The following is a 13800-nucleotide window of genomic DNA, read 5'->3' as shown; positions in this document are numbered from 1 at the left end:
AGGATAAGTCATTCAATGGTCAACACTCAAAAGCAAAAAAATCAAACACAAAATAATCTGGTTAAAGCCAAGCTAGTATGTGTTGATGATAATACCAATACGATTGAATTTATGTTCAATCCAAAAGAGCTTCGTTTTTCTAGAGATAATAATTGGGAATACCAAACTGGTAATCGCGGAACATTACTATTACCTAAAGTTTATTTTGCAGGGCTGAAACCTTTCACATTAGAACTTCATAACCTGATATTTGATACTTATGAAACTAAAAACTTGAGTCAAAAAGGACAAAAATCACTCAATTATTATATTGACTTACTAAGAAAAGGCGTAAGTCCTATCTCTACTGCTAATGAACGTCCACCTGTTTATTATTTGCAGTGGCAAGAAAAATATTTTCATTGCGTGATTACGAGGCTATCTTATACATTCACAATGTTTCGCAGCGATGGTACACCTTTGCGAGCATTAGTAGATTTAGATTTACTAGAAGTTGATCCATCCGATCCACCCAGTGTCATGGAGCAAACTGCTTCTGCAGGTGACTATCGCACAACAGGACAATCTCAAAATTTAGCACCCATAGAATAAACGATCAATTTTTTAAATCTTCAATTATATTTATGCCTACTCAACAAAAACCTGGACTTTATCTTTCTCAGTTACAGCTACAAATTAATGGTACAGATGCTCCCCAAGAATTAATAAATGATGTCTTGGAGGCAACAGTAGAAGAAAGCCTACATTTACCTTCAATGTTTACATTGTTAATAAATAATGCTTATTTGTCAGGTAGTAAAGGAAATTCTCCTTGGCGTTATGATAATTATTTTAAAATTGGTGATAAAGTAAAATTAGGTTTTTCTTGCAGTACGACTTTAGATAAAGACTTCAATATTTATGAAAAACAATATTTAATTGAGTCTGAAATTACAGCAGTTGAAGCGTATTTTCAAGAAACATCCGATGCTCATATTCTGGTTCGGGGATATGATGTTTCTCATAGGTTACATCGTGGTCGCTATAATCGCTCATTTTTAAACCAAACCGACAGCGATATTGTTCGTAAAATAGCATCGGAAGTAAATATACAGCTTGGTAAAGTAGAAGAAAGTGGCGAAACTCACGAATATATTTTTCAAGAAAACCAAACCAATATGGAATTCTTGCAAAAACGAGCAGCCCTTATAGGTTTCTTATTCTATGTTCAAGATAATAAACTCAACTTTCATAAACCAGAGAAAGATGCTTATTTAAACCTAAAATGGTTGATTGATATTAATAGCTTTTATCCTCGTGTTACTACTGCTCAACAAGTAAATAATGTAGAAGTACGCTGTTGGGACTATACGCAAAAAAAACTTATTACCTCAACGGCTAGCACTGAAAAAGTAATTACTGAAACTGGTAGTGGTCAAGGAAGTAGCACAAGTACTGATTTTAATTTGAGTAATCAGCCGCCCAAAATGATTGTTGTAGACCAACCCGTTTACAACGCTAAAGACGCAGAGATGATAGCGCAAGCTCTGTGTAATGAGCTAGGAGGAGAGTTTGTACAAGCAGATGGCAAAGCTAATGGCAATCCAGAGATTCGCGCTGGTAAGGTAATTCAACTGGAGGGAATGGGCGATCGCTACAATGGGGCATATCATATCACTGAAACACGCCATACCTATAAAAACCTGGTTTACACCACGGAATTTATTGTACGAGGGCTACGTGATGGCAGTATGTTCCAAATTTTATCACCACCAACACATTTACAGCCGGGGCAAACTTTTTTAGTGGGTATTGTGACTGATAATCACGACCCGCAAGGTATGGGTAGAATCAAAGTGAAATTTCCTACTCTGACAGAAGAACATAGCAGTTATTGGGCTAGAGTAGTAGGTTTGGGGGCTGCAAATAATCGAGGATTTTATTGTTTACCCGAAATCGATGACGAAGTTTTAGTAGGTTTTGAACACGGCAATATTCATAGACCTTTTATTATTGGAGGTGTTTGGAATGGTAAAGATAAAACACCCGAAAAAATTGAAGACACAATTAACAAAGGTAAAGTCCGGTTACGAGCAATTAGAACTCGTACAGGTCACACTATTGAATTTGTAGAAGATGATCGAGGCGGTAGTAACGAAAATAATAGAAATGATGGCATTTATATCTATACAGCAGGTGGGCATTATATACGCTTGAACGATCAAGATAGTACCCCAGAAGACCAGTTTATAGAAATTGAAACATCTGGCGGTCATAAAATGCGGATGAATGATGTGATGACTGCAAAAGCAATCACAATTACAACTTCTGGTGGTCACCAAGTTAATTTAAATGATAAGCCTCAACAATCTATCGAAGTTCAAACCACCTTTGGTCAGAATTTGACTCTTAATGATGAAGGAATGATTATCTCTCTGCAAACCACTGGTGTAATTAATATTCAAGCAGGGGCGGATGTAAATATTAGCGCAGCAGGTGCTGTGAGTATAGAAGCTACGGCGGATATTAACGTATCTGCTTTTAGCATCACTATGGAAGCAACAGAGATTAATATGGCTGCTGCATCAATTTCTATGGAAGGCTTAGTAACTGCCAATGGCGCACCAGTAGTCTGATATTAGGTTCAAATGAAAAACTACACCCACAAGGGGATGGAGTTTCCTGCCGCTTTCAATAAAGCTCATTCAAATTACTACAATCAAGGAGAAATATATATGTCAAATTTTACTAAACCTACTCAGTTAGGAAGGTTAACATTTCTTGCAGCTTGTAGTGCAATCTTAATAGTAGGTATTAACAATACTAGAGTTCTCAGTACGCCTGGGACAAGTATACATACCCGAAATAGTCAGCAATATGCCCTTAATTCCTTTGATCAACAGTTTGTCACTAAAGTAGCTCAAGGTAATTTAATAGAAGTAGAACTTGCAAAACTAGCATTGCAAAAATCGTCTCAAAATGAGGTAAAACAATTCGCGCAACGTATGATTAATGACCATACCCAAGCATACAATTACCTCAAACAGTTTGCATCGAAAAAGGGAATTAAATTTCCTGAAGGTATCAATAATCAAGATAAGGCTTTAATCAAAGACTTATCTCAGCTTTCTGGTACAAATTTTGATCAAAAATATATGAATCAAATGCTTCAAGCTCACAAAGCAACTAAATCTTTATTTGAGCAGGAGATTCAAGAAGGTCAAGATTCTGATTTAAAAACCTGGGCTAAACAGACTATAACAACAGTTGAAGAGCATTTACAAATGGCAAGTTCAATCATAAATAATAGTCAAGATGCGAAGAAATAAAGGCAACATTAGGAAACTGGCAGATATATTTAGCTCTAGCGTCAATGCTCAAAGCCAATATGGTTAATAGTCAGCAAAGAGATTATTTAGGCAGAGGTTGGGCTTTTCCATTACGCCCAAATGTGCAAGGTGGAATACAGATAAGTGCTGAAGCTCAAAAGGTTAGAGAATCTATTTGGATTATATTACGTACAGGTTTAGGTGAACGGCTATATCGCCCTAATTTTGGGTCACGCTTATCAGAATTAGCCTTTGCACCTATGAATACGGATACTTTAATTCAGATGCGTTTATATGTTTTAGAAGCGTTACAAAGATGGGAACCACGCATCATTATTGATGAAGTTCAAACTGACCCAGATCCTATAAGAGGTCGAGTAGATATCATCATTAATTACCGTCTCAAAGAAGCTCCTGATATTTATAGCTTTGTGTATCCTTTTTACTTAAATTCAATGGTGGAGTAATTGTGGAATTTGACTTTCTACCGAAATTACCTTCCTCTAACTTAGACGATCGCACTTTTGATGAGTTGGTGGAAGAGTGCATTTTGCGAATCCCACGCTACTGTCCAGAGTGGACTGACCACAATCTTAGTGATCCTGGGATTACGCTCATTGAACTATTTGCTTGGTTAACCGATCAAATGTTGTTCAGATTTAACCGAGTTCCCCAGAAAAATTACGTAGCTTTTCTGGAATTACTAGGCATTCGTCTTCAACCTCCAGCGCCAGCCCAGACAGATTTGACTTTTTACTTGAGTAGCGATTTAGAGGAAAGTTATACAATTCCAGCAGGAGTGGAAGTAGCAACAGAGCGAACCGAGACAAGTGAAGCCATTGTCTTTACTAGCGATCGCCCTTTGGTGATTGGTAAACCAAGTCTGCGGAACTTTTTAACCTCTCAAATTCAGGAAGATCATCCTCAGACTTTGCGCGATCGCGTCACTAGTCAGTGGACTCGTCAATCGAATGGTAATTGGGAAGGTCGGGAACAACTACTATTTGAGGAGCAACCCAAACCAGGAAACTGCTTTTATTTGGTATTAAATCCAGAAGAGTCTTTAGAAGGAAATGTTTTGCGAATTACTTTTAGAGGCGCTGCTGCAACATCTACTGGGATTAACCCTAATCGACCGCCTCGGCGCTGGGAAGCTTGGAATGGTGAATCCTGGGAATCTGTACTGCTGCAAGAAACAGATGATGAAACTCGCGGTTTCAGTTTTTATGAAATTGCTCAACAAGGCCGCAATCCGGCTCAAGGCGCAGATATAGTTTTGCATCTTCCGCAAAGCTGGCCTGTAAGCAGCTTTACCACCTACCGAGGACGTTGGTTGCGGTGCGTGTTAACAACTCCAGAGAGCAATCAACCTGGTTACACCTATTCTCCCCGGATTATTGGTTTATCTGTAGGGGCTATTGGTGGGACTGTGAGTGCTAGCCACAGTATTATTATCCGCAATGAACGTTTGGGAATTAGTAACGGCAAACCAGGGCAAACTTTTCAACTCCAAACTGCGCCAATTTTAGGCCGTCAAGAAGATGAGTATATTGTAGTGACTCCTCCTAATGGCTTGCCGCAAAAATGGCAAGAAGTGAGAGATTTTGCAGATTCTAGCCTGAATGACCCTCACTACACCATTGATTCACTCACTGGTAAAATCCAATTTGGCCCATTAATTCGCGAACCTGACGCTCTCAAACGCCAAACACAGATGCGCTCAAGAATACAACAGCCAACGCGAGAAGATTGGCTAGCATATACAAATCTAGAGCTTGAGCCATCGCCAGAGAGCCAGTATGGAGCAGTTCCGCCACCTGGAGCAGAAATTAAGATAGTTGCCTATCGCATTGGTGGTGGTCGAAAAGGTAATGTTCAAAGTGGTACGCTCAGATTTCTCAGGACTGCCATTCCCTATGTGACTAGGGTGACTAACCATCGAGCCGCGCACAATGGTGCGGATGCAGAAACATTAGAAGAAGCAGTTTTAAGAGCGCCGCAAATCTTACGAACTCGCGATCGCGCTGTCACCATTGAAGACTTTGAAAACTTGACTTTACAAGCTAGCTCCGGAGCGATCGCTCGTGTTCGTTGCTTACCACCAGATTCTTCTCGCGCCGCTGGGACAGTACGTTTAATGGTTGTACCAGAGGCCAATATTGATGCGTTGGCGCAACCAGGCGTAGGTATTGCTCAAGGCCTGGGGATAGCACCAGAACAGTTTGTTCTGGAAAATGCACTCAAACAAAAAATCTTGCACTATTTAGATGATAGGCGTTTGTTAGGAGTACAAGTACTACTGAGCGAACCGGAATATATTGGCGTTTCCGTCAGAGCGCAAGTTGCACTTGAACCAGCTTACAACCATCCCAGCGCTCAACAGGATATTCTATTTAACCTGCGCGTTGCTTTATATCGCTATCTCAATCCCTTAACAGGAGGGCCAGAAGGTAAAGGCTGGCCCTTTGGGCGACCAGTTTATCCTTCAGATATCATTGCATTACTTCAACAAACCCCAGGTGTGCGTTATTTAGGCCCAGTCTTGTTATTTGCACTACACAAGCAAGGTCAAACTTGGGTACGCCAAAAAGAGTCAGAACCTTTTATTGACCCTGGGCCGCAAGGTTTAGTTTGTTCTTGGGCTAACCATAATCTACGTTCAGGTCATGATATCACCCTGCTCTCTACTTGAAGCTAGAGATTCACGTTCTCATGGCTGTGTAAGCAGAGGAGGAAGAATCTGATTATCGTTTTCTCTCTCACAATTAAATAATTTAATTGCTGCAATTCCTTTCAAGCTAAAAATCTCAAAACTCTAATTAATTTGAATTTTTTAATTACAAATTACGAACTACGAATTACGAATTAATTCAATGTTATGCTGCAAACTCGCTCTAACACCCCTCTGGTTAGTATTCAACTAACTCCTATGCAAATTCCTGAAGCTTTACCTGTTCAAGACTCAGCTTGGCTAAATTTAAATGGTATAGCCACAGAATCTATTGCTGAAAAGAGCTTACTTGTAAATCCTGGAGAACCGAGTGAAATAGTTGTGCAAGTTAAAAACCTAGCACGACGAACTTTAAAACTGATTTTAAAAGTTGAAGGTGATTTTCCTAGTGAATGGTGTCAAGTTGTCACTGAAGACAGTGAGATTGCACCTGGAGCGCAAATGGATGCCGTATTGTATTTTTCTGTTCCAGCTAATTATTTTGAAGACCAACAAGCTCTCAATCCAAGTAGCAAAGACCGATTGAATCTTAACTTTCGTAGCCGAATTTATGTATATATTGACCCAGAAACAGAGCAAGAAAAAATCCAAGATGAAGAGTTTAATTTATACATTCGCCCTAGTAGTCGGTACATAAGTTTTTTACCAATCCTCTATCGTGAAGTGGACTTTATTGGCCGCTTTATCAAAATATTTGAAGAAGCTATTGAGCCAGTAATTGAAACTTTTAATGTCATGTGGGCTAATCTAGACTCCTTGACAGCACCGCGCGCCTTATTGCCTTTTCTGGCGCATTGGGTAGCTTGGCCTATAGATCCTGTATGGGATATAAATCAACAGCGTCACTTAATTCGCCGTGCTATAGAACTTTATCGCTGGCGGGGAACTCGTAAGGGTCTACGTCTTTATTTACATCTTTATACAGGTTTACCTTTAGATGAACATTTACCTCAAGAAGCTGAGAAACATATTAGTATCACAGAACCTTTTAGTCGAGGTTTTATATTAGATTCAGCCAAATTAGGAGAAGATGCCGTGTTAGGAGGAGGACAGCCTTATCACTTTACTGTACGTTTGCGTTCCCACAGTTCCAAAAGCATAGATGAAACTTTAGTAAGACGAATTATTGAGCAAGAAAAACCAGCATTTAGCACCTATGAATTATTTATTTTAAATTCAGAGCAAAAATAATAATTTCAATGAATTATTATTTTAATTTTTATTTTTTAAAATTTTGAATTCGGAGCGAAGCGACGTGACTCACCCCTTTCCTACACCACCTATTCAACCATTAAATCGCCTTCAGGCTTTAGATGGCTTATTAATTACAGCCGATCGCTGGCGGCGCGCCCATGAATACCATCGTCAACGGCAAAATGCTCACTATCAATCGTTAAATCAACCTGGTATTGTTTGCGGCTTAGGTGTTCGAGCAATTCCTGCACCATCTTCAGTAAAAGCTGAATATCGCGATCATCGTTGGGTAGAAATTCAACCAGGTATTGCGATTGATTTGGCTGGTAATGTGATTGTTGTTCCCAATACCATCCCTTTTCGGATCGCAACAGAAGTACCTGATTCCGAACCTGTGATGATTTATCTTGTAGTTAGTTATGTAGATCCTGAGCAACTGCGTCGTGATGAGCAAAATAATGATTTTGTTGAAGAAACTTTTCGGATAGATGAAAAGCGCCAACGACCAGAACCTACAGAAATAGAACTTTGTCGGATATTTTTACAACCAGGCCCAGTTTCTATTACTTTACCAACTGATGTTTTTTTCCCAGGTTATAACAACTTAGATTTGCGTTATCGCATTCAAGCTCAATCTCGACCACAAGCAATTGTACGTATGGCTTTGGTAAGTCACAAAGATCCTGAGTATGCGCGTACTTTTTTCAATCTCGCATATTTGTTACAAGCTGTAGAAGTTCTCCATCCCTCATTGCGAGGTGCTGATGATGTAGGTCAGGTATCTTTAGAAGAAAATATTCAAGACCATGACTTACTTTATCTCACTGGTAAAGAAGCCATCTCACTTAATAGTCGTGAATTTGAAGCTTTAAAAATTTATTTAGATAAAGGTGGAGTACTTTTAGTTGATGCACCAAATGATGCTACAGCTTTAATTGAAAGTATTCAAATTTTAGCTCAACAGTTAGATTATCCTTTAAAGCCTCTAGAAGAATTGCGGCGTAATCATCCTCTGAGAACAAAGCCTTTTTTATTTGCGGCTTTACCGATGATTCAGCAGCAAGTTATTCAAGTTTCCATCGGAGGAGGAATTATTTTAGTGGTTGGCGATTTAGCATCTGCTTGGGGTGCGGATCAAGATTTAACTTTATCTAGAGTTGTCATTCGCACGGCACAAGAATTAGGCGTTAATATTTTGCAATATGCTTGGAGACGGCGACAGTTATTTGGTTTGCAACAGGAAGATTATTCAGCCCAATGGTAATATTTTAGAAGGTTATGTATAGGGCTTATGTATTTTGCAAATTTGGGAGTTTCAGGTTTTGATTAATCAATTATTTGATGGTAAATAGAATCACAATAAAGAGAGTTTAGCACTGCCAAACCCCTACATTAAGCATATTTTTCTAGAATCATATTTGGTATTTGTTGTTAATGCGTAGGTCATAATATAGAGGCACAAGTGAATAAAATTGTAGGGGCACATAGCTGTATGCCCCTACAAGAAAAAAATTAGGATAGCTATATATCTTTGTCAATTCCTAGTAAAGAATGGCTACGCTCCAACTGTTCCCATAGAGCATTAATTTGCTGGTAAGCATTGTCTGGTGAGAGCTTACCATTAGTTTGCAAATTACAGATATAGCTAACTCTGGTTGCAAATTCTTGAAGGTTAGCGTTAAATACTAAAGCTTCTGGCTTAAAGTGACCGTGATAGCGTTTCCAGGAATAGATAAAGTTGTTTTGATTTGATTCTTCCATGAGGGGTAATACAAATTTGTAATTTGTAGTTCGTAATTAAAAACCAAATCTGAGGTAGATTTATAGGGTTGTGTATTTTGCCGAATTTTAGATATTTGTTATAGCTTTTCAAAACTATAGTCATTGATAGAGAAACAATTCAAACTGCAAATTCTAAAATTCATTTACACGGCTTTCACTTGGTTAAGGTAGAGAAAATTTACACGACGCAAATTTTTCTTGGTTTTAGAAGCTTGCTGAATATTCAAATTTGCAAATTCATAAGATGTGATATCTAGTTGGAGGTGATGGCAAAGATGAATTAAGTTGCTAACACCATAACCAGATAACCTGAAATTTTCAGTGTGCAGTAATTCCCAGATTTGCTGAATTTGCTGTGCGATTTCTTTTTCCGAATGAAAATTAGTATTCAGGAAGTCAGCAATGGGCTGTAAAATTAACTTAATGCCTGCGGCTGTGGTTTTTATCAAAGCATAGCGAATCAAAAAAGACAGCTTTTTAGTTTTTAATTCAGTTGTAATTTGTTTAGTAAGTTGTTCTGTGACATACTCCATAAGTAATGGCTGTAGAGTATAGCGGCTAGACTGCGTTGCAATTAGTCTAGATTCTTCACGCCAGCTAGCTTTTTCAATTAGCGATCGCCTATTTAATCCTTCTAAGGCTGCTAATAAGTCTGCATTGGTAATAGCGGGGATAATATCGTTGCGTAAGTCTGCGATGCTTGTCCATTCCCGATTAATTGCTAGCCAGTACATAATGGACTGTTCCCAGTCTGAGAGGCGATGGAATTGCTCATCTAATAGGCGACGAATACCATTGAAAATTAAGGTGTTTTGCTGGAGAAATTCACCAATGTCGCCGTCAAATAAATCACAAATGGAAGCGGCGGCGATTTTTAATATCTGCGGGTTTTTACCATAGCGATCGCATAATTCTTGCTTTTGCTCTTTAGTTCCTACGAGTCCTTTTGACTCAAGCAAAGCTAAAGCTGCTTCTGGAGAACCACCTAATTTTAAGGAACGTACAGATAATTCAGTTCCTTCAGCGGCGGCGATTTCGGCTGGTTTTTCACGACTTGTTAAAATTAAACAGCTTTTATGTGTAGTTTCTCCCACTAGCCGCAGTAATTCCCCATATCCCTCATAACCGCAGCGATAATTACCAGCACAATCGGCATCTAAAACCGATTCCATCTTATCTAAAATTAATAAACACCGATAATTCCGCAGATAATGTAGAAGTTTGACAATATCACCTTGATTTTCCTGCTGATTTGATAACAAATAGACCAAATCAGCTATGAGAGTCTCAACAGCGGGAGCCTGAGAGAGCGATCGCCAAATTATATAATCAAACTCATGCTGAACTTGTTGAGCAAACTTCACTGCAATACTAGTCTTCCCAATTCCACCCATTCCCACGATTGCAATTGAGCGACAGCGTTCTTTTAATACCCACTGTTGCAACTGCTCTAATTCTTCATTACGTCCATTGAATGTAGAAACGTCTATTGCTTCGCCCCAATCAACTGTTTCAGTTTTGCCAGGTCGGGTATAATCATTTTTGTCTAACTCTAAGCCGAAAGCGCGAAAGCAGTATTCTAGCGAGATTTTGTCTACTCCTTCTACCCTGCCGATAATGCGGGACATGGTATGCAACGATAGATTAGTGCGATCGCTCAGTTCCTCTAAAGTGTAGCGGCTACCATTATTATCTTGGCACTCAAATTTGCGTTTAAATTTCTGAAACTTATCCCAACCTTGGGCAGATAAAATGACACCACGCTTGCGGGTTGTTTTTGTAGTAGACATAAACCTCTAGCACTCCTATTTAATTTGCGAATTTATTTGTAGAATATGGAAGATGAAAGCAGCCTCATCTCAAATGAAATACAATTTTTCAATCAACAATATCGGGTGACATCCTCACCACATTCATTAGCAAGATAGGATAAAGCTTTGAAGCGAAGGCTAACCAATTGCTCGTAAATGGGGTTGAGTTTACACAGGGATGGAATGCGAAATAAGCTGTAGCGAAAAAGTTTAATTTCTTGCTCAAAAGGGCAACGAGCCGGGATTATTTGACATAAGAATTGTGCCACATAAGGATTGTGAAACTCTATGGCATCAATCCATTTATTAACTAGTTTTTGTAGACTAACAAGTTTCATCATGGCGATCGCTCCTTGTAATCCAGTTGATGAATATTTAAATTCTTGAGTTCATTGAAATCTTGTAGCTGTGCTTTTCCTTGGCGGCTTGATTTATAGTTTAGAGCGATCGCTATGATGAATACATCGACTTGTCACGCAAATTGCTTTCCAAGTTCGGAAACCTAAATTTCAAGATTTGGCACAGGAGCGCCCTAAGACAATTTCTCCATTTGATAATTGATAAATTCCATCAGGCTCAGATAGAGGTTCTATTTGCTGTAGGGAAGTGTTGTTTTGGGAATTTCTCGTGGTGGGGACTAACTCATAAGTGGGAAAAGGAGAGTTAGCCAAATCATCAGGTAAAGTTGGTAAGCCTCCAGAACCCGTAATAATAAATCTGCTTTGGCGAGGATTGCGGATTATGCAGCTATTAGCAATCAGTGCATTGGTATCTGCCAAAATAGGAAGAAATTCCACTAATCCATTATTGGGGGTAATATTTTCAACATTGATTTGCACAGTACCATTTAAGGTAGAATTTCCGCCTGTGGCGCTGATGTTACTTAAGAAGGTATTTTGTAAGGTGGATTGAAAGCCAAAAATGCCATTGGTATTAATATTGACATTGCCGCCGCGAGCATTCACAGAATTGGCGCTAATATCGCTATTTTCTTGAGGAACGGCGACGAGTAAGGGAGTATTAATATTGATGTTGCCACCATTGCCAGTGCCGCTAGCTGAGGCAGTAATTTCACTGTTACGGCGCATTAACAGCAAATCCCTCACCTGAAGTTGAATATTGCCCCCTTCACCAGATGCGGTTGCTGATGTAATTGCCCCGTTAGTGTCTAGAAAAATAGATTGGGCATTAATTTGGAGATTTCCTGCATTGCCTAGCCCTTGATTGCTAACTTCGATGCTGCCACCATTTGTTACGCTCAAATTTTGGGTATTAATGGTAACATTCCCAGAAGAACCGCTAGGCACTGGCGATAGTTGATAAGCCTGTCTTAGTTGCTCATTGGGAATTGGAGCAGATGCACGCACACTACTAGGAAGTCCAGAGTTTAAACCTGTACCTGCGATCGCTACAGATTCTTGAGCATTAATCGACACACTGCCGCCATTACCAGTAGCTACAGTAGAAGAATTAACAGTGCCTCCATTTTGCAATATCAGCCTTGCTGTATTGATGGTGATTTTCCCGCCATTGCCAGAACCCAGAGTGGGAGCAGACAAACTACTAAACTGGAAAATATCTCTCACTCCTAGTAATTCTACTGAATCTAGAGCATTAATTGTTAACTCTCCTGCGTCACCACTTCCTAAAGTCGAAACTGCTACAGAGCCGCCATCTTGCACAGTTAATTGCCTCGTTGACAGGCTAATATCGCCCGCATCCCCAGAACTTAGGGCAACAGTACCAATGCTACTGGTTCGCAACAAATCAAAGGGCGAGAATCCCAATATTTGCACTGAATCAGCAGCATCCACAGTCACACTGCCTGCCTTACCACTGCCAAAGGAACGGGCGCTGACGGCTGCACCACCCTGAACAATTAACTGCTGTGTAGAAATGGCGATATGTGCACCTGCTCCACTTCCCACAGTTTGAGCATCCAAACCACTACGCAGCCTACCATCTGGGCTTGTGGAACTCATAGATAAAGATTGAGCAGCATTGACGTTAATGCTTCCCCTTGGCTGTTCACCTTGGTTTTGAATCAAAATCTGTGAGGCATCAGTTAAAGATATCTGATTTCCTTGCACCTGAATGAAACCGCCGCCACTAGCATCAGCTAAAGCCTGCTGAGATAAACTTATATCCCCGAAAAGTTTTACACCTTGATAGTTGAGAGCAAAGCCTTGAGGAATAAAACTGAATATAACCTGTTGTCCATCACCTACACTCCCTAACTCAATGCGTCCTTGCTCGGCTTTCAGCGTACCACCCTGTATATTTACATTACCCCCAAGCAATACCAAACTTTCCCCAGGTAATACCTGCAAGCCTGTGACAGCATTACCTCTAATTGTTAGCGATCGGATTGGCTCTTGAACAGATAAATCGTAGCCTGTACCTTGTACAGTAATACTTCCTGAATTTTGCCCAAATTGCAAGCCAATAGGAACATTGATTGTTAATAACGGTTCTGTTTGGGGATTGGTGGCGCTAAACTTCACGCCATCAGCAAAGTTGATACTATCAGCTGTACTGGCTAAAAATGAGCCACCAATATTTAAGCGGGCATTAGCACCAAAAATAATGCCATTGGGATTAATTAAAAATAGATTTGCTGTACCATTAGCTCGAATTACGCCATCAATGTTAGATATGGATCTGCCTGTAACTCGACTAAAAATATTTTCGATATTCGCGGCATTATTAAAATAGACTTCCCCACTTGTAGGTACAGAAAACTCCCGGAAACTATGAAATAGATTACTGCCGCGAATTGCACCCCCATCAATTTGAAAATTGCGATCGCCTAATACTTGCGTTCTTTCTTGTGTTGATAATGTTTCATCGGCTATAACCTGAGATAGTGCAACTTTCCCCATAGCTAACAAGTTAGACAAAATTAAGCTACTTGTTGCCGTTAGCCACTTGCCAAGATAGTTTCTCGCAATCATGGGTGTTGCTTCCCCAGGCA

At 39.7% G+C, this 13800-nt stretch carries 11 protein-coding genes; 7 read left to right on the top strand and 4 right to left on the bottom strand.

Translation table 11 applies throughout. The features are described from left to right. The first annotated feature begins 15 nt into the window (after positions 1 to 15). The 7 genes from AACU32_RS40085 (at position 16) to AACU32_RS40055 (ending at position 8497) form a co-directional block, all read left to right on the top strand. Positions 16 to 591, top strand: a complete 576-nt coding sequence (locus AACU32_RS40085) for a CIS tube protein (RefSeq protein WP_096607748.1) — start codon at positions 16 to 18, stop codon at positions 589 to 591. A gap of 32 nt (positions 592 to 623) precedes the next feature. Continuing rightward, a complete protein-coding gene (locus tag AACU32_RS40080; protein WP_096607747.1) occupies positions 624 to 2615 on the top strand; it encodes a VgrG-related protein in 1992 nt (663 codons plus the stop codon). 12 nt (positions 2616 to 2627) lie between these two features. Next, a complete protein-coding gene (locus tag AACU32_RS40075) occupies positions 2628 to 3308 on the top strand; it encodes a DUF4142 domain-containing protein (RefSeq protein ID WP_096607746.1) in 681 nt (226 codons plus the stop codon). Between the two features lie 44 nt (positions 3309 to 3352). Further along, positions 3353 to 3775 (top strand): GPW/gp25 family protein, encoded by a 423-nt coding sequence (locus AACU32_RS40070; protein WP_339378649.1) that lies wholly within the window; start codon positions 3353 to 3355, stop codon positions 3773 to 3775. A 2-nt stretch (positions 3776 to 3777) separates the two neighbouring features. Next, on the top strand, positions 3778 to 6000 hold the full coding sequence (locus AACU32_RS40065) for a putative baseplate assembly protein (protein ID WP_096607745.1): 2223 nt from the start codon (positions 3778 to 3780) through the stop codon (positions 5998 to 6000). 186 nt (positions 6001 to 6186) lie between these two features. Then, positions 6187 to 7230 carry a phage tail protein gene (locus tag AACU32_RS40060; protein WP_096607744.1) on the top strand — a complete coding sequence of 348 codons (1044 nt, stop codon included), beginning with the start codon at positions 6187 to 6189 and terminating at the stop codon, positions 7228 to 7230. A 64-nt stretch (positions 7231 to 7294) separates the two neighbouring features. Beyond that, positions 7295 to 8497: a DUF4159 domain-containing protein gene (locus AACU32_RS40055; protein WP_096607743.1), complete on the top strand. Its 1203-nt coding sequence runs from the start codon at positions 7295 to 7297 to the stop codon at positions 8495 to 8497. Positions 8498 to 8754: 257 nt separating this feature from the next. Here AACU32_RS40055 and AACU32_RS40050 read toward each other — a convergent pair whose 3' ends face one another. The 4 genes from AACU32_RS40050 to AACU32_RS40035 all read right to left on the bottom strand — a co-directional run bounded on the left by AACU32_RS40050 (position 8755) and on the right by AACU32_RS40035 (position 13780). Next, positions 8755 to 8994 carry a DUF7219 family protein gene (locus tag AACU32_RS40050; protein ID WP_096607742.1) on the bottom strand — a complete coding sequence of 80 codons (240 nt, stop codon included), beginning with the start codon at positions 8992 to 8994 and terminating at the stop codon, positions 8755 to 8757. A 164-nt stretch (positions 8995 to 9158) separates the two neighbouring features. Continuing rightward, positions 9159 to 10805 (bottom strand): NB-ARC domain-containing protein, encoded by a 1647-nt coding sequence (locus AACU32_RS40045; protein ID WP_096607741.1) that lies wholly within the window; start codon positions 10803 to 10805, stop codon positions 9159 to 9161. Positions 10806 to 10897: 92 nt separating this feature from the next. Beyond that, entirely contained in the window at positions 10898 to 11164 is a 267-nt protein-coding gene (locus tag AACU32_RS40040; RefSeq protein WP_445223247.1) for a Mo-dependent nitrogenase C-terminal domain-containing protein, read from the bottom strand. Positions 11165 to 11335: 171 nt separating this feature from the next. Then, positions 11336 to 13780 (bottom strand): two-partner secretion domain-containing protein, encoded by a 2445-nt coding sequence (locus tag AACU32_RS40035; RefSeq protein ID WP_339378648.1) that lies wholly within the window; start codon positions 13778 to 13780, stop codon positions 11336 to 11338. Positions 13781 to 13800 lie beyond the last annotated feature (20 nt).

This window comes from Calothrix sp. NIES-2100 (assembly GCF_963875285.1).
GTDB lineage: Bacteria > Cyanobacteriota > Cyanobacteriia > Cyanobacteriales > Nostocaceae > Aulosira.
The sequence above is the reverse complement of the archived record's forward strand: the minus strand, read 5'-3'. Positions and strand labels throughout refer to the sequence as shown.